The organism is Mycoplasma suis str. Illinois, assembly GCF_000179035.2.
GTDB lineage: Bacteria > Bacillota_I > Bacilli_A > Mycoplasmatales > Mycoplasmoidaceae > Eperythrozoon_A > Eperythrozoon_A suis.
This window is the reverse complement of sequence record NC_015155.1, coordinates 518,009-534,752: the sequence shown is the minus strand read 5'-3', so window position 1 is coordinate 534,752 and position 16,744 is coordinate 518,009. Positions and strand designations below refer to the sequence as shown.

The 16,744-nt window shown below is 28.1% G+C and carries 25 protein-coding genes; 24 read left to right on the top strand and 1 reads right to left on the bottom strand.

The window, feature by feature from the left end; all coding sequences use genetic code 4:
* Positions 1 to 16: 16 nt before the first annotated feature.
* Positions 17 to 643 (bottom strand): hypothetical protein, encoded by a 627-nt coding sequence (locus MSU_RS03220; RefSeq protein WP_013610027.1) that lies wholly within the window; start codon positions 641 to 643, stop codon positions 17 to 19.
* Between the two features lie 279 nt (positions 644 to 922).
* On the opposite strand from MSU_RS03220, the gene MSU_RS03215 reads away from it, so the two are divergent.
* From MSU_RS03215 to MSU_RS03090, 24 genes are all read left to right on the top strand, one after another.
* Positions 923 to 1,525, top strand: a complete 603-nt coding sequence (locus MSU_RS03215) for a hypothetical protein (protein ID WP_013610026.1) — start codon at positions 923 to 925, stop codon at positions 1,523 to 1,525.
* 5 nt (positions 1,526 to 1,530) lie between these two features.
* Positions 1,531 to 1,929 (top strand): BAR domain-containing protein, encoded by a 399-nt coding sequence (locus tag MSU_RS03210; RefSeq protein ID WP_013610025.1) that lies wholly within the window; start codon positions 1,531 to 1,533, stop codon positions 1,927 to 1,929.
* A 61-nt stretch (positions 1,930 to 1,990) separates the two neighbouring features.
* Complete coding sequence (locus tag MSU_RS03205) at positions 1,991 to 2,506, top strand: hypothetical protein (RefSeq protein WP_013610024.1); 516 nt, start codon at positions 1,991 to 1,993, stop codon at positions 2,504 to 2,506.
* Between the two features lie 100 nt (positions 2,507 to 2,606).
* Positions 2,607 to 3,026, top strand: a complete 420-nt coding sequence (locus MSU_RS03200) for a hypothetical protein (protein WP_013610023.1) — start codon at positions 2,607 to 2,609, stop codon at positions 3,024 to 3,026.
* Between the two features lie 56 nt (positions 3,027 to 3,082).
* Positions 3,083 to 4,102 carry a coiled-coil domain-containing protein gene (locus MSU_RS04575; protein ID WP_013610022.1) on the top strand — a complete coding sequence of 340 codons (1,020 nt, stop codon included), beginning with the start codon at positions 3,083 to 3,085 and terminating at the stop codon, positions 4,100 to 4,102.
* A gap of 59 nt (positions 4,103 to 4,161) precedes the next feature.
* Positions 4,162 to 4,776, top strand: coding sequence for a hypothetical protein (locus tag MSU_RS03185; RefSeq protein ID WP_013610021.1), 615 nt, complete (start codon positions 4,162 to 4,164; stop codon positions 4,774 to 4,776).
* A gap of 26 nt (positions 4,777 to 4,802) precedes the next feature.
* Entirely contained in the window at positions 4,803 to 5,162 is a 360-nt protein-coding gene (locus MSU_RS03180) for a hypothetical protein (RefSeq protein ID WP_013610020.1), read from the top strand.
* A gap of 66 nt (positions 5,163 to 5,228) precedes the next feature.
* Positions 5,229 to 5,843 carry a hypothetical protein gene (locus MSU_RS03175; RefSeq protein WP_013610019.1) on the top strand — a complete coding sequence of 205 codons (615 nt, stop codon included), beginning with the start codon at positions 5,229 to 5,231 and terminating at the stop codon, positions 5,841 to 5,843.
* Positions 5,844 to 5,958: 115 nt separating this feature from the next.
* The gene (locus MSU_RS03170; RefSeq protein WP_148221849.1) at positions 5,959 to 6,240 is read left to right on the top strand and encodes a hypothetical protein; all 282 of its coding nucleotides are present in this window, start codon (positions 5,959 to 5,961) and stop codon (positions 6,238 to 6,240) included.
* Positions 6,241 to 6,303: 63 nt separating this feature from the next.
* Positions 6,304 to 6,888, top strand: a complete 585-nt coding sequence (locus tag MSU_RS03165; RefSeq protein WP_013610017.1) for a hypothetical protein — start codon at positions 6,304 to 6,306, stop codon at positions 6,886 to 6,888.
* Positions 6,851 to 7,291, top strand: coding sequence for a hypothetical protein (locus MSU_RS03160; RefSeq protein WP_013610016.1), 441 nt, complete (start codon positions 6,851 to 6,853; stop codon positions 7,289 to 7,291). Before MSU_RS03165 ends, MSU_RS03160 begins: the two co-directional genes overlap by 38 nt.
* 68 nt (positions 7,292 to 7,359) lie before the next feature.
* Complete coding sequence (locus MSU_RS03155; RefSeq protein ID WP_013610015.1) at positions 7,360 to 7,911, top strand: hypothetical protein; 552 nt, start codon at positions 7,360 to 7,362, stop codon at positions 7,909 to 7,911.
* A 39-nt stretch (positions 7,912 to 7,950) separates the two neighbouring features.
* A complete protein-coding gene (locus MSU_RS03150) occupies positions 7,951 to 8,442 on the top strand; it encodes a hypothetical protein (RefSeq protein WP_013610014.1) in 492 nt (163 codons plus the stop codon).
* A 148-nt stretch (positions 8,443 to 8,590) separates the two neighbouring features.
* On the top strand, positions 8,591 to 9,172 hold the full coding sequence (locus MSU_RS03145) for a hypothetical protein (RefSeq protein ID WP_013610013.1): 582 nt from the start codon (positions 8,591 to 8,593) through the stop codon (positions 9,170 to 9,172).
* 50 nt (positions 9,173 to 9,222) lie between these two features.
* Positions 9,223 to 9,567: a hypothetical protein gene (locus tag MSU_RS03140; RefSeq protein WP_013610012.1), complete on the top strand. Its 345-nt coding sequence runs from the start codon at positions 9,223 to 9,225 to the stop codon at positions 9,565 to 9,567.
* Positions 9,568 to 9,646: 79 nt separating this feature from the next.
* Entirely contained in the window at positions 9,647 to 10,639 is a 993-nt protein-coding gene (locus tag MSU_RS03135; protein ID WP_013610011.1) for a coiled-coil domain-containing protein, read from the top strand.
* An 81-nt stretch (positions 10,640 to 10,720) separates the two neighbouring features.
* Entirely contained in the window at positions 10,721 to 11,347 is a 627-nt protein-coding gene (locus MSU_RS03130; RefSeq protein ID WP_013610010.1) for a hypothetical protein, read from the top strand.
* Positions 11,238 to 11,726, top strand: coding sequence for a hypothetical protein (locus MSU_RS04570; RefSeq protein ID WP_148221848.1), 489 nt, complete (start codon positions 11,238 to 11,240; stop codon positions 11,724 to 11,726). Before MSU_RS03130 ends, MSU_RS04570 begins: the two co-directional genes overlap by 110 nt.
* 164 nt (positions 11,727 to 11,890) lie before the next feature.
* Complete coding sequence (locus MSU_RS03120) at positions 11,891 to 12,988, top strand: hypothetical protein (protein ID WP_013610008.1); 1,098 nt, start codon at positions 11,891 to 11,893, stop codon at positions 12,986 to 12,988.
* A 225-nt stretch (positions 12,989 to 13,213) separates the two neighbouring features.
* Positions 13,214 to 14,029 carry a hypothetical protein gene (locus MSU_RS04815; RefSeq protein ID WP_013610007.1) on the top strand — a complete coding sequence of 272 codons (816 nt, stop codon included), beginning with the start codon at positions 13,214 to 13,216 and terminating at the stop codon, positions 14,027 to 14,029.
* A gap of 190 nt (positions 14,030 to 14,219) precedes the next feature.
* A complete protein-coding gene (locus MSU_RS03110) occupies positions 14,220 to 14,894 on the top strand; it encodes a restriction endonuclease subunit S (RefSeq protein ID WP_052293984.1) in 675 nt (224 codons plus the stop codon).
* A complete protein-coding gene (locus MSU_RS04445; RefSeq protein ID WP_081453791.1) occupies positions 14,837 to 15,409 on the top strand; it encodes a restriction endonuclease subunit S in 573 nt (190 codons plus the stop codon). The genes MSU_RS03110 and MSU_RS04445 overlap by 58 nt, the downstream gene beginning before the upstream one ends.
* Positions 15,410 to 15,596: 187 nt before the next feature.
* Positions 15,597 to 16,268 (top strand): hypothetical protein, encoded by a 672-nt coding sequence (locus MSU_RS03095; protein WP_013610005.1) that lies wholly within the window; start codon positions 15,597 to 15,599, stop codon positions 16,266 to 16,268.
* Positions 16,269 to 16,285: 17 nt separating this feature from the next.
* A complete protein-coding gene (locus MSU_RS03090) occupies positions 16,286 to 16,720 on the top strand; it encodes a hypothetical protein (RefSeq protein WP_013610004.1) in 435 nt (144 codons plus the stop codon).
* The last annotated feature ends 24 nt before the right edge of the window (positions 16,721 to 16,744 follow it).

The following is a 16,744-nucleotide window of genomic DNA, read 5'->3' as shown; positions in this document are numbered from 1 at the left end:
CATTACTTCTTAAAAATTATTTTTGTTTTTCGCTTTTAGAAGAGGAAGAGCCATTTTCTTGGTTTTTTTCGTTAAATTTGAATATTTGATTTGGTAAATCATTAATTTTTTCTGCTAATTCAGAAATTAATTGTTCATTTGAAGTTTTCAAATCTTCTAGAGCTTTCTTTAATTTATTGGAATTTTCTTGATAGACCTTTTGTATTTTTGCATTAAATTTTTGGGCAGATTCTTTTGCCTTATCAAATAATTTTTTATTTTCCTCTTTCAATTTATTTGTTATTTCTTCTTTTTTACTCTTAAGTTCTTTTTCTTTTTGCTTAATAGATTCAGCTGTTTGTTCACTTTGTTTCTCTAATTCTTCTCTTTTTTGTTCAGTTTCCCTTCTTTTTCTTTTATTTGTTTCGTTCTTTTTGCTTAGTGTTTCAAAATTCTTTTTACTTTCTTGTTCCTCTTTTTTAATTCTTTTGGTTTGTTCATCAATTTGGTTTGCCTGTTTGGCAAACCCTTTTTCTAAATCTTTGTTAAGTTTTTGTCAACTTAGGTTTGTGATGCCCCCCCCCGCAGGGGTAAGAAAGATAATAGAGTTAGCCCCTCCAGTCAAGGAGATGATAGCTGTTAATAGATATTTAAAAAATATCAATTAACTATCAGTAATTACCTAATATACAATTTCATGTTATTAAAAAAACCTTATAATAAAAGGGCTTATGAAGAACCACTTAACTTTAAATAATTTTTAATAAACATTTGTAATACCAGAGAATTATTCTTTTTTCGAAAATAAAGAAATAAATATATAAAAGAGATTTAAAGAAAAATCAGAATTAGTTTTTATTAAAAAAATGAAAATTTTGAATGTTGAAACCGCTTCCAGAGCGGATTCTTTAGTTTTTATATATAGAATTTTTAACTAACTAAATTGTTCACTTTCTCGAAAGTAATAACTTTAGGAGTTTTATTGACCGGAACTTCTGGGTTGTCTGCCTATTTAATTCCTTATTACTTAAGCGAAGCAAAGCCAGAAGGAGTAAACAAAACATTGTTTTCCAATTCCTACGATAAGTCAGACAATCTAGAAAATTTTTCCTCAAAAGAAAAAGAATTATTGGGAGATTTAAAAATTCTTTTCCAAAAATTATCTGAAATTTTGAAAAAATCTTTTGTTCTCGGAGGTCTTAAGTATGAAAAAATGAAAGAGCTTTTTAAATCATCTTTAGATACAGATTCACAAATATCTAGTCTTTACGAGAATGGAGAAAAGATTATCTCAGAATTAGAAAAATTTAGTGAAATTATTAAGAAAAAAGAAATAAGTAAGTTGAGTGCCGAATCTGAATTAATTCAAAGTAAAAGTTCTGAAAGTTGATTAAAACAACTGGGAAGCTCAATAGAAAAATTACTTAGTTTTTTCGAAACAACTATTGAGGCAATAGAGAAAGGACAAGAATCCTCCTCTACTTCGGGGGGGGACATCAAGAAAATTCCAATAGCGAAGCTTCTAAAAGAGCAAAAGAAACATTAGAGGAAGTGAAATTGAACTTCCAAAAACAACAAATATTTTTTATTGATTTGTCAACACAAAAAGAAAAATTAACTTCAATTGTTTTGAATAAAAGAGCAGACCTGTTACTTTATCTATCTTCTTTAAGGGCAGATATTTCTTTACTTAATTTGTTAGTATCATCCCTTAACTTGAAATCAAAAGAAAATCAAGAAAAAATAAATGAAAAGATAGAGGAATTAAATAAATTGCGAAAAGAATTGAGAGAAATTAACAAAGAATGAGAGGATATTAAGGAAAAAGTTATTTTTTTCAAAAATTATGAAGGAGTTCTTAGAAATGCTATCTGTAAGAATTCGGAACTTCAATTAGATGAATTAATTGAAAATGAGGAAAAAATAAATTGTGAAAAATCATCCCAATAATAGTTTTTGACCAAAAAAACAGAGTCTTTAAGCTATCTTATATAGTTTTTTGAATTAATCAATGTTTACTTTTTCAAAAGTAATAACTTTAGGAGTTTTATTAGCCGGAGGTTCCGGACTTTCAGCTTACTTAATCCCCTTTTATCTAAAAGATTCTGAAAATACTGCCGGAAAAACTTTCTTTGAGGACAGAAATCTTCCACACCCTTTTGATGATTTGGGAGAATTCTCCAAAGAAGAAGAGCAAAAACTTAAAGATTTGAATCCTTTATATGAAAAATTTGCAGAAATTGTTAAAAAGTCCATTCAATTAAGAGATTTGAAATATAAATCTATGAAAGAACTTATGGAAAAAATTTTCAATTCAGATACAAAGTTATCTTCTCTTTATAAAGAAAGTCAAACAATAATGAGTAGAGTTGAGGGATTGTATGAGGAGATAAAGAAGCAAACTAAGAATAAGTTGGATAATGAGTCTAAATTGAAGGAATCCGAATATTATGGAAAATTATTGTCCCAGCTAAAAGAATTAATTGATCATTTAAATAAATTTTCGAGACAACTACAGAAGCAATAAATAAAGAAGAAATGAATAAAAATAATTCCTCGGGGGGGGCACAGGAACAAAAAGCTCTGGCAGCGAAGCCTCAAGAAAAGCTAAAGAAACATTAGAAGAAGTGAAAAAGAAATTTGAAGAAGTTCAATTATTTTTAGCTTCTATGTCTCTTCAACAAAGTCAATTAACTACAGGATTTTTATTGAATAGAGCAAAATTTACTTCCGCAATTTACAACTTACAAGCTAACATGGCTTTCTTGAATTTGTTAATTTCAGGACTTAATGAGAAGAGAAAAGAAAAACAAGAAGAAATTAATAAACAAATAAATGAGTTAAACAAATATAGAAAAGAACTTAAAGAAATTAATGATGAGTGAGAAGACTTAAAAGATTTAATACCTGTTTTTAAAAATTATTCAGGCTCTCTTAAAAATGCTATTTGTCAAAATTCACAACTCAAAAATTTTTCAATAGCGGAGAAATATTTCAAAATAGATTGCGAAAAAGAAGAAGAAAATTCTCCCAACAAGAAAGAATAAAAATTAAATTTAACCCTCTTCTAGAGCGGTTTCTTTAGTTTTACATGAATAACTAAATGTTTACTTTCTCTAAAGTAATATCTCTAGGAGTTGTGTTGGCTGGAGGTTCTGGGCTTTCAGCCTACTTAATTCCCTATTATTTGAGTGGCTCAAAAAATTCAGTCAATGAAGCCCTCTTTAAATCTTCATATTCTTCTTCTTCAGGAAAATGGGAAAATTTCTCGAAAGAAGAAAAAGAAATACTAGAGCAATTAAGAATTTTGTTCTCTGAATTAACAAAAACTCTAAAAAAATCTATTGAGTTGCGGGACTTAATTAATCAATCTATGCAAAACTTTATGCAATCTATAACTAGCACTGATTCCTTACTTTCATCCCTTTATCAGAAAAATAAAGAGCTCATAGAAAATATAGAAAAATTGCTTGGAGAAGCTAAACAACAAAGTAATAGAAAAATGGAGATTGAAGCAAATTTAAGAAGAAATGAGTACTTGCAAAATTTGATGAAAAAAATAGGAGAATCCATTAATTCTTTATATGGCAACTTAGAGCCGATTGTGAAATTAATAGAAGAGAAAGATAAAGAAAATCAAACTTCTAGCACAACTTCTTCTGCGGGGGGGGGCACTAGCGCTTCAACGCAAGCAAAGAAAACATTAGAAGAAGTTAATGAAAATTTTCAAAAAGTTCAAGCCTCTCTAACTTCTTTGTTATTGGAAAAAAGTAAAAAGGAAGGAGAATTATTGAAAGAAGAAACTAGTTTAACTTTTTATTTCGTGAATTTACGTACCAGCATAGCTTTTCTAAACTTATCGGTTGCCGGCCTACAAGAAAAATCTTTAGAAAAACAAAAAGAAATTAATAAAAAAATAGAAGAATTGAACCAATTAAGAGAAAAGTTAAAACAAGCAAATCAAGATTGAGAAGAGATTAAAAAGAAAATAGCTTCTTTTCAAAATTATGGAGGAATTTTGAAAAATGCTATTTGCAAAAATTCTGAACATAAATATATAAGTGATTCTCGAGAAGAAACAGTGAATTGCAAAGATTTTTCAAAAAATTTATTTCAAAAATAATAGTTAGAGAACAATTGAAAGGCTTGAATTTTGGGGTGGTAATTTCTAAAAATAGTTAAATGTTTACCTTCTCAAAAGTAATAACTTTAGGGGTTTTATTGGCCGGAACAACCGGCCTTTCAACCTATTTAATTCCTTATAGTTTGGGAGAAAAAGCTAAAGATTTTTTATTTTCCTCTCAGAGCGACTCCAATGTTTCCGAAAATATTAAAGATTTTTCTGAAAAAGAAAAGAAAATGTTAGAAACTTTGAATCCTCTTCTGGAAGAATTAGAAAAAGCTGTTAAAAATTCTATAAATCTAAAAGATATTAAAGATGGAAAAATGAAAGAATTTTTTCAAAAAATTCTGGAAACAGAAAATAAACTAATAGATTTTCACAATAAAAATTTGAAGATAATTCAGAAATTATCTTCCACTTTAAAAGAAATTTCTAATCAAAACGAGAATAAGTTAAAAATTCAATCAAATCTAAAAACAATAAATTATTTGAAAAATTTATTGAATCAATTAGATAAGTTCATTAAGGCGCAAGAAAAATTATTGAGTTCTGTGGTTAAGGAAATAGATAGAAATAATTCTGAAAGTTCAGAATCTCGGGGGGGGCACAAAATACTGAGAATGAACATAATAAGGAAGCTAGTGAAGCCAGCAGAAATGCAAAAAATGCATTAGAAGATGTTAGAGTAACTTTTTCTTTAATGGAAGTAAGTTTGCAACAAGAATTAGCAAAATTTTGAAAAACAGAAAATGAATTGCAAATGTCTGAAGTTAGACAAAAATTACTTTTGGAAAGATTAGAGGAAACTGCTTCTATACTTAAAGATTTTTCTGTAGATCTAAATATGGTTTCCATTGAGCTTCAATTGCAAATAAATAAAACTATTTCTGAATTAAATATTTCGAAAGAGGAATTAAGAAAAGTTCACGAAGAATGAATAGAACTGAAAGAAAAAATTATTTATTTCCAAAATTATGCAGGAAAAATTAAAAAAATTATTTGCAAGAATATTCAGTTCTCAGAAAAAGATAAATGTTTAGTCTCAAATGAAAAAGAATAGTCAAAAATTATGAATTTTTAACATTAAACCCGCTCTGAGAGCGGATCTTTTAACTTTATAGAAAGAATGTTTACTTTCTCAAAAATAATAACTTTAGGTGCTTTATTGGCCGGAAGTTCCGGACTTTCAGGTTACTTAATTACTTATGGTTTGGGAGGAAAATCTAAAGATTTTTTGTTTTCTTCCCCCATCTCTTCAGAAAAAACATTAGAAAATTTTTCTATCTCAGAAAAAGAAAACTTAGATCTCCTTAATTCTTTGAAAGAAAAATTATTTTTAGCTCTAAAAAATTTATTTGAATTGAGAAATCTTAAGCAAGAAAAAATAGAAAAACTTTTCTCCTCTATCTCGAAAGAAGAGGGAAACTTAACTAATCTTTACGAAAAAGATTTAAAAATTATTAATTTAATTCTTAAGTTGTCGGAAGAATTGCATAGATTAAATCTAGAATCGTTCTGAAAACAATCTGAATTAGAAAATGTTTCTTATCAAAAAAAATTATTGAAAAAATTGAATGAAGCTATTAAAAGTTGAGAAGGATCTTCCACAAAAATAGTGGAAGAGATAAATAAAGGCTCACAAAATACACCACAAATGTCAGAAAGTTCTTCTTCCTCTTCCGGTTCTGCTGGGGGGGGGGCAATCAGGAAGTCAAGAAAAAAGAGAATCAGAAAAAGCTAAAGAAACATTAGAAAGTGTTAAGAGAGAATTTTCTTCAATTTCCGAAGAATTAAAAAACATCCTCCTCAAAGGAGAAGATTTACTCGAATTGAAATTAGTGAAAAAAGAGGTAGAATTGTTTGATTTCATTTTCAAACTGAAATTGAATATGACTTCCCTAAAAGTCTTAATTTCTTATTTAAGTGCGGAAGCTTCTGGAAAGAAAATTCAAATTAATCAAACAATAGATAGTTTGAATAATTTGAAGAAAGAAATTAAGAGAGTTAATGAGGAGTGGGAAGAAATAAAAAAAGATATTCTTGTTTTTCAAAATTATGAAGGACAAACTAAAAATAAAATCTGCCAGAATTTTCAAAATTCAGATGAGAATGAATGTTTAACTTTATCGAAAGAATAATTAAAAATTCTTGAGATCCTCATTAAGGGGGAATAAGTGTAAATTTTCTTTGAATATTTAGGAATGTTTACTTTTTCAAAAGTAATAACTTTAGGAGTTATTTTGGCAGGAACTTCAGGACTTTCAGCTTATTTAATCCCCTATAGCTTGGCACAAAATTCCATATTTTCTACGGACAATATTTCTTTGAAGGATGGAAGTTCAGAAAAATTCATAAAAGAAGAGGAAGAAAAGTTGGAAATATTAAAACCCTTACTTGAAAAATTATCCAAAGCAATAAAAGATTCAGAGAGTATTAAGGATATAAAAAATCAAGGAATAGAAGAAGCTTTAAAGACAATCTCTCAAACAGAAAGTAAATTGTCTGAAGTTTTCGAAAATCATTCAGGAGTAATTAAAAATCTTTCCAGAATTTCTTCTTTGATTTCAGATCAAAGAAATAGAAAAATGAAAGTGTTAGCAGAATTAGAGAATATTTCAAGTGGAATAAAGTTACTGAAAAAATTTAATGAATTTTTTGAAAATTGAGAAAAATTATTTAGTTCAATCCTAGAAGCTATAGATAGTGGAGATAAGAATAATGAATTAAGAGCTCAAAATTCAGATTCTAATGGGGGGGAAACAAGAAACCGAGGGAAAAAGAGCTAAAGAAACATTAAGAGAAGTTCGCAAACAAATTTCTTCAGAAAGAGAGAATATTAAAAAAATTTTTCAAAAAAGTGATGAATTGGAAAGAACCTCCCTTTCCAAACAAAAAGATTTAATAGATTCATCACTTCTTAATGTTTCTTTAAATATTCTCTCTTTAGAAAGATTGTTTTCTTCTCTTTATTTCGATGGGCAAGAACTTCAAGAAAAATCCAATGAAATTATTAAGAAATTGAATGAAACTAAGCAAAAATTATCGGAAATTCACAAAGAATGATTAGAAGTAAAAGAAAAAATGATTTTTTTCCAAAATTATGAAGGAGTAATAAAAAACATTATCTGCAAAAACTCCCAATTTAAAGAAAAAAATCAATGTGATGCTTTGGTGGAAAGAAATAAATAAAATTTCAATTTTTGACTTTTGAAGTCGCTTACAGAGCGGCTTCTTTAATTTATATATAAAGAACTAAATTGGCAAGTTTAGCTTTAATTGGAAAAATATTTTCAGGAATGTTGTTGGTTGGAATTGCTGGTAGTGGAGCAGTATATGCAGGTAAAGAATATATGGGCTTAAAGAATTTAACTAATAAAGACTTAAAACAAGATATTCAAATAGGTGAAGAGTTTTCTTGAGAATATGTTTTGAAAAATGATAAGAAGGTTATCTGTGGTAGTCTGAAATTAAATGACGGAGAGGGCGCTCAAGTTGGAGAAGAAAAATGTGTCACCCCTTGAACAAAAGAAATAAAAAATAAAAATTCTGGAGAGAATATCTTAGGATTGTGGGTTTCCGGAAATAAAGAATCTGTTGAGAGTATGCTGAATGTTTGAAAAGATTCCAATAATGATATAGACAATAAAGAATTAAACGAACAAATAAAAACGGAAGGAGGAATTAATTCTCTAAAAACAGAAAGTAAATGTGAAATTAAAGAGAAGGAAGGAAATGTGGAAATAATTTGTAAATTTGAGAAAAAATCTAAACCATCTGACTCGTCAGAGACGCAGTCAGATAACCAATAATTTAAAGAAAAGGTTTAAAAATATTCTTTAAATAATTAAGTGATAGGACTTAAAGGAGTCCTAACATCTTTAGCTATTGGAATTCTTGGTAGCGGTTTAGCAATAGGAGGTCTTGAATTGAATAACAGATTAAATGGAGAAAAGCTTTCAGAATTAGCTAAAAATTCTGAATTTACCTGAGAATATTTATTTAAAAATGGAAAAAAACAAGAATGCGGAACTCTTTCTAGGGAAAACAAAGAAGAAGGTGCAAAGATATTAGAAAATTGTGATACTCCCTGGACTAAAGAGATTAATGAAAGAAATAAAAATGAACAAATAATCGGTTTGTGAATAACTGGAGAAAAACAACAAGTTAATGAAATGTTGAAAACTTGAAAAACTCAACAAAACGATTTAGAAAATAAAGAAATTAATGATAATTTGGATTTAGACAAAGGATTTCCTTCTTTAAGAAAGAAATGTAAAGTGGTGGAGGAAAGAATCAGAGTAGAAATTAGTTGTTCTTTCTATAAAGAAAAAACAACTTAACAATACCATATCTATTTGCTATGCGAAAAGAGAGAATTTAAATTTTTTATTAGAAATTCTTAATACTAAAAAATCAATTTTTTTACTATGAAGTCCGCTCTGGAAACAGATTTCTTAGTTTTTATATAGAGTTTTCAATAGATAAAAAATGTTTTTATTTTCCAAAACATTAACTGCAGGAATTTTATTGGCCGGAACATCCGGCCTTTCAGCTTACTTAATTCCTTATGGATTAGGAAATTTCTCTTTGTTTTCTGGAGCCTCTTCTTCAGACAATAAAGATTCAGAGAAATTTTTAAAAGAGGAAGGAGAAAAGTTAAAGACATTAAGTCTTTTGAGTGAAGAATTGACTAAAGCAATTAAGAATTCAGTAGATTTAAAAGACTTAAAGAATAAAGGATTGGAAGAATTTTTAAATTCCATTACTAGCGAAGAGAGCGAATTAAAGGAAAACTATAAAAAGCATTCCGATGTCATGGGTAACTTATCCGAAGTTTCCTCTTGACTAAAAGATCAAAGAGAAAGAAAATTGAAAGTTCTATCTGTTTTGGAAAGTCTTTCTTCCGAGAGAAAATTATTGAAACAATTTAATGAATTTTTTGAAAAATGAGAAGGAGTTTTTGAGTCAATAGAAGATGCAATAAATGAAGGAAATAGAAATAATCCTGCGGGGGGGGCAGCAACCAACAACAAGAAGTTACGGCTGGAAGTCAAGCAAAAGAAACATTAAATCAAGTTAAAAATGAAATATCTTCCTCAAGAAAAGGAATAAGAGAGCTTTTGGATAAAAGTGACAAGTTAGAGAGAAATTCTCTCGAAAAGGAAAAAGAATTGATAGATTCAAATCTTTTTAAGATAACTGTCAGCATAACTTCTTTAGAAAAAATTATTGAAGCTTTAGCTCTTGAAGGAACCTTACTTCAAGAAAAATCGAATAATGTAATTTCTCAATTAAATGAATTGAGAAGAAAGTCAAATAGCATTTATGAAGAGTGAGAACAAATAAAAGAAAAAATTTATTTATTTCAAAATTTTGAAGGAAAAATAAAAAATTTAATTTGCAAGAATATTCAATTTAAGGAGTTTGAGAAATGTTCTGAACAGTCATTAAAAATTTCTAAATAAAATCACAAATTTTATAAATGAAGTCCTCTCCTGGAGTGGATTTCTCAACCTTATATAAAACCTTTTGTTAGCCTAAAAAATGTTTCTTTTTTCTAAAGCAATAACTTTAGGGACTCTTTTGGCCGGAGGTTCCGGCCTTTCAGCCTACTTAATTCCTTATAAGTTTGGAAACGCTACAGCTCAAAATACTTTATTTAGCCTTTCAAATTCTTTAGTTGGGGGAAAAAATTCAAAAGAATTTATTGAAAATGAGAAAGAAAAGCTTAAGACATTAGATCCTTTATTAGCGGAGTTAAATAAAGCAGTTAAAAATTCTGAAGAATTTAAAAATCTTCAGAATGATAGTATGAAAAGATCTTTTGAAACAATTCTTGAAACTGAAAATAAATTGTCAGAACTTTACAAGAAAAATAAAGAAATTATGGAGAAATTATCTAAGTCTCTGGAAGAAACAATTAAACAATATGAAAACAAAAATAAAGTTCAAGCAAATATTTTGGGAGCAAACTATTACAAAAAATTGTTTAGTAAATTAGATGAATTTTTCAGATCTAAGGAAAATGCTTTGCAAGCAGTAATTTCAGAAATAAACAAAAATGAAAATTCTTCTAATTCTCAGGAAACTGTTGGATCTTCCAGTAATGGAAAAGGAGCTAGCGCAGAAGCTAAAAGAGTATTAAGTGACGTAGAAAGAGAATTTTTAACTGTTAATTTAAATATTCAGCAAAAGTTATTAAAAATTTGAATCTCTCAGAAAGATTTATCTAATTATGAAATTAAGTTGAAATTACTTCTTTTTGAATTGGGAGAAACTATCAGTTTCTTAGAATCTCTTTCTTCTGATTTGCAAATCGATTCTAAAGAGACAGAGTCTGAAATAAATCAGGTCATAAACAATCTAAATAATTTGAAAGAGCAATTGAGAAAAACTTTAAAAAATTGAGAAGAATTAAAAGATAAGTTATCTTATTTCAGAAACTTTGAGGGAAAAATAAAAAATTCAGTTTGCAAAAATACTCAATTCGAAAATTTAGAAAAATGTTCTGACCAATTACTAAAAGTTTCTAAGTAAAAATTACAAATTTTGAGTTTAGAATCCGCTCTAGAAGCGGTTTCTTTAGTTTTTTATATATAAATTTTCTTAAGTAATTAAATGTTTACTTTCTCAAAAGTAATAACTTTAGGGGTTTTATTAGCTGGAACTTCCGGCCTTTCAGCATATTTAATTCCTTATGAAATGGGAAGTACTGCAGCTCAAGACACTTTATTTTCTAATTCCAATCCTTTTGCCGAAAATAAAAATTCAAAAGAATTTAAGGAAGAAGAAGATCAAAAATTAAAGATCCTTAAACCTTTATTGGAAAAGTTAGAAGAAGCTGTTAAAAATTCAGAAACTTTCAGAGATCTAAAAAATCAAGAAATGATAAAGCTATTTCAGTCTATTTCTCAATCAGAAAATAAATTAACCCAACTTTATGAAGAGAGCTCCTCAATACTACAAAAATTATCTGAAAATTTGAAAAGAATAACTGATATTAATGAAAATAGAATGAAATTTCAATCTTTTCTTTCAAAATCGATTTATTGAAGAAATTTATTGAATGAAATTGATAAATTTTTGAAAGCTAGAAAAAATTTATTAGATTCTGTTGTCTCCGAAATAGAAAAAAATGAAAGTAGTCAATCATCTAACTCCAATTCTTCCTCTGCGGGGGGGGGGCACTCAAGAAGGAAAGCAGAGCGCAAGCAAAGAGGCCAAAAACTCTTTAGAAGAAGTTAAAAAACATTTTTCTTCTATTAGCGAAAAAATACAAAATAAACAATTAAGTATTTGACAAGAAGAAAGTAGATTAACTAATTACACAATAAATTCAAGAAGATTTCTTTTAAGATTGGAAGAATTTATAGAGAAAATGAGAGAATATTCTGAAGTTTTAAATGCTGAATCGTTGGATAAAAGAGAGGAAATTAATGAGGCAATAAATAAACTGAATGAGTTCAGAAAACAATTAAAAGAAACTCTTAAATTGTGAGAAGAACTGAAAATCAAATTATCTTATTTTCAAAATTTTGAGGGAAAAATACAAAACTCTCTTTGTAAAAATACTCAATATTCAGAGATTCAAAAATGTGAAACTTCAACGAGCCAAGTAACTTAAAAAATTTCTAAGTAATTTTCAAAAAGTCGACCCTAAGGGGTCGTTATTTTCGCAAACTTAAAAAAATAAAAGTAAACGAATAGAGGGATTTAATGTCCCTCTATTTTTGCGGAAAGTTACTTTTCTATAATTAGAAGCTCTATTTACAAACTAAAAACTAGAGCTTGGGCCATTCGAGGGTTAAGGCTCTTTTATTTTCATTACCTGTAGCTGCTGGTTCTGGAGGAGTTGTTTTATCTAATGGAATTGCAAATAACAACTCCTCCATCCATCCCAAAACTTTATTGGGCCAAAAATTTTCTAATTTAATTTCTTCTCTTTTTCATGAAAAAGAAAAACAAGAAAACTTTTTAAGTTTTTATGAAAACAAAGTAGAAAGAACAAAATCAGAGACAAAAGTCTCTGATTTTTCTTCTAGTAATTTAGAAATTCAGAATGAAGAAAAAACAAGAAGTCTAGACATTTTTGAAGAATTAAAAATTCAGAAAGATCAAGATTCAGATATTTCTGTTAAAGGAATCTTTACAGAAATTCAAAAAGAAGGGAAAACCCGGGAAGTTAATCAAAAAATGTCGGAAAAGTTATTAAAAGTTGAAGAAGGGCTGAAAGAATTCGCTAACGGTTTTAAAGGTGTAATGTCCGAAATTAAAAATTGAGGAGAAAATATGAAATTGCTAAAAGATATGGAAAGAAAAATAAAAGAAAAAGATTTTTCGAATTTGCAAACCAAATCCTTAGAATCCTTAACAATTGAAGGCAAAAAAGGTTTGCTTTCTTTTTATGAAAAATTTCTTGAATTGAAGGAAGAAAGTGAAAAATTGAACGATCAACTCTCTGAAAAGGGAACAAAAAGAAGAAATGCTAGAGAGACAACAGATAATCAAGAAAAAAGTATCGTTCAATTTTTGAAAAGAATCGATTGAGGGAATAATGTGAAAACTAATTTAGATCAATTTTCCGGAGGAGAAGGAGATTCTAAAGAACCATATTCTTATTTCATGGATAAACAAGAATGAGAATTATTTAAAAAATCTTCAGAAAATATACAAAAAATCAAAGAAGAAGAGTCTAAATTAACTTTTTTCGAAAAATTATGTATATTCCCTTTTAATTTCGCGTGTTATTCGCGACCAGAAAAAACAATTGAAAGTAACAAATTAATTGTCGAAAAATTTTTAGACTTAAGAATTGCTTCCAGATTGTTACATAAAATGGGAATTATTCAGGGAGAGACTAAGATGTTTATTCCAGAAAATAAATAAAAATTAAAAAATAGATAATCAGAAGATTTAAGAGAAATTTTTCTTTTTTCTAAGCTTTCTACTTTAGGCCTTTTAGTTGCGGGAGCAACTACAGGCCTTTCAGCCTATATTATTCCCTACAGCTTAGGAGTTTGAAATTCAGAAGAAGGAAAATCTTCTTCACTTGAGAAAGATATTTCTAAATTCAAAGAAGAAGAAAGTAAACAATTAGAGGACTTAAAACTTTTGTTGCGAGATTTAGTTAATTCTCTAGAAAAATCTAGAGAATTAAGAGACATAAAGAAAGAGGAAATAAATAAATTTCTTAGTTCAATTGTTAGCTCTGAACAAACTTTGAAAGATTTTTATTCAAATCATGAAGAAATAATAAAAAGACTCGGACAAATTTCTTCTTTAGATTCCGAGCAAAAAGAAGAGAAATTAAAGATTTATGTCCAACTAAAAGAACTTTCAGTAAGGAAAAAGGCATTACAAGAGATGAATGAAAAATTATTTAAAAAGAGTAGCGAAATATTAGATTCCATTGTTCAGGCAATAGAAAAAGGAGAGAAAGAACATAAAATTTCTGAAAGTTCTTCCTCAGCCTCCTCGGGGGGGGGCACTGGAGAACAACAAGAAACTGAAGGTCAAAAAGCTAAGAAAACACTAGAAGAGATTAGAAAAGATTTCTCTAATAAGAATAGAGAAATAGAACAAATAATTTACAAATTGAATAAATATGAAATATCTATGCTAGTTCAAGAGGGAGTTTTGTACGACTTACTTATAAAAACTACAGGTAATATGGTTGCTTTAGAGAAATTATTTAATATTCTGAAGTCTAGTGCAGATATTTTGCACAAGGAATCAAATAAAGTAATAGATCAATTAAATGAACTTAGAAAAAACTTACAAAAAGTTAATGAAGAGTGACAAGACATAAAGGGATTTATGTCTTCTTTGAAAAATTACGAAGGAAAAGTAAGAAATTTTATGTGTAGTAATTCTCAAAATAAAGAGCAGCGAAAATGTGAAATTAATTTAGAGTCAGTCAAAAAATAAGTATCTAATTTAATACAGGAAAAGGATTAAGGGCAATTTAAATTGCCCTTATTTTTTCTCTAATTTATTTAGAAGTTACTTCTGGAAATAATTAGTGATTAATCATTTTGAAATTTTTATTAAGTTATCTAATTTCTAAAAACTTAAATTTTTTTAAGGAATTTTTTGAACCATTTAATTAATTAACTTTATGGGGTCTAACTGAGAATGAGTTACTTTGGATAAGTTGGGAACATTTAGCACAGGAAAAAATTTCGAAAATAAATATAGTTATTTTCCGACAATAGAAAAAATTCAAGATCGAATTTTTTTCGTAGACGGAAACGCAATTAAAAACTTTTTATACATAAAACAAACTCAAAGATACTACCATAAAAGAAAGATTAAAAACCTACCTATAATAAAAATTTTTCCAAAAAACACAGTTTGCTTTGTTAATGTCGGAAGTTTTCCTGGGCAATCTTCTATCACTAAAGATGAGTCCTGCATCTCCAATAACATTTACGGATTTAATTCTCTAGAAAAAATTTCAGACCCTAAGTTCATTAAATATTCTTTCGATTTTGCAGAAGTAAAAAAACAAATAAATTCATTTTCTTTTACCACCACAAAGAGAAATGCCTTACCTCTTCATAAACTTTGTTTTATTAAATTCCCCAAACCCCCCTTAGAAATTCAACAAAAAATAGGAGAAATTCTTTCTAGATACGATTTAATTCTTGACAATCATGAAAGACAAATTGAATTATTGAAGAATTTAAAAGTATCACTTTTTAAGGAATGATTTGTTAAGTTAAGGTTTCCTGATTATGAAAGTCACTCTATTCGGGGGGGCTACCTGAAGGCTGGAAGAGAGTCAAAATAGGAGAAATTTCAAGAATTCTTAAAGGAACTAAACCAGCAAACTATGCTAATTTGTTAGAAGGGAATGGAAAATATCCATTTTTTACATGTTCTTTTGAGACCAAAAAATCTTATACATATTCATATGATTTTCCAGCCCTTTTGGTTTCTTCTGGGGGAAGCAAATTTCACGCAAAAGTTTTCTTTGGAAAATTTCAAGCCAGCACAGATACTTTCATTGTTAAACTAGGTACCACTGACTTTATATATTTAATGCTTGAATTTTTAAATATCATTTACCTCCCACAAATTAATTGGGTTACCTGCGCAACTACTTTTTTAAAACATTTATCTCCCCAAAAACTTAAAGAAATAGAAATCCTAATTCCAGACCAAAAAATTCTTGAAAAATTCAATAATTTTTGGAAAAATATTCATTCCAAGATTAAAAAGTTGGAATTAAAAATGCAAAAATATGAAGAAATTAAAAAGAAACTTTTGGATTCTCTTTTCTCTCAAGAAATTCAAGTCTATTAGTTAATAAATGAGAAAGAGCCTCTGCGGATCTTTTTATTTTCTCTTAACTTTTAATTTCAAAAAATAAAAATTTTTCAAAATTACTAAATAGCCAAAAAACAATAGAGGGGATTATAAATCCCCTCTATTTTAGAAAAACTTACTTATGTATAATTAAAAGCCCTATCAAAAAGTTAATAAGTAGAGTTTGGGCCGACTTAGAGGTAAGACTCTTTTACTTTCCTTACCCCTATTAGGGGCTGGAGGGCTTGTATTTTCTAATGGAATTTCAGAAAATGATTTTTCTGGTTCATCCGAAAAATTAGTAGGTAATAGGATTGCAAGCCTATTCTCCGATTTATTTTCTAGTTCAGGGAAACAAAGTAATAGTTCTTTAAGTTTTTCAGACAATAAGGTAGAGAAAAAAGAGTCAGAGACAAAAGTCTCTGATTTTTCCACAAACAAAGAACTAAATATACAGACAGAAGATTCTTTAAATCAATTAGTTTTTGAAGGAGTGAATTTAGAAAATAAACAATCCTCTCCTTCTGGCTTTGTTAATGGACTTTTCTCGGAAATTCAAAAAGAAAAAGGAGTTACAGGAATTGATAATGAAATGATTGAAAAAATTTCCAAATCAAATGGAACCCTCTCGAGCCATTTAGAAAATTTCAAAAAATCTTATAAGAATGTGAAAGGTTGAGCAGACAGCATGAAAACAGTTAAAGAGGTTTTGAGTAAATTGAAAAGTTCAGATGGTCAACAAGATTTTTCAAAATTGAAGACTGAAAAAACTTCTAATATAGAAAAAAATGAAAAGAAAAGTATCTTGTCCTTTTATGAACAATTTCTTCAATTGAAGAAAGATAGAAAAATTTAAATGATCAACTTACTAAAGTGAGCTCTTCCGAAAGAAAAGCGATAGAAGAACAAAATAAAGGTCAAAAAATATTAAGTTTCTTGCAAAAAATTAAATGAGGAGATTCTTCCGAAACAAAGATAAATCAATTAAAAGAGGGTCAAGAGCAAGAAAAACCATATACCTATTTCATGGATGAAAATGAATGAAAAATATTTGAAGAATCTCATTCAAATATTCAGAAATCAATAAAAGAGAAAAGAGAAAATACTTGAATCAAGTTTTGCTCTTTAGTATTTATGCCCTTCTTTTATAGTTGCGGATCAGACACAACAAAATTGGAAAATAATAAGTTAATGGTTGAAAAGTTCTTAGATTTAAAAATTAGCTCTAAATTACTTTTTGACATGCAGATGATTAAGGAAGAAGTAAAGTTGTCTTCTTTTCTGAATTCACAAGTGCAAACTAAATAAGCGAAAATTTAAAAAGGTAGTTAA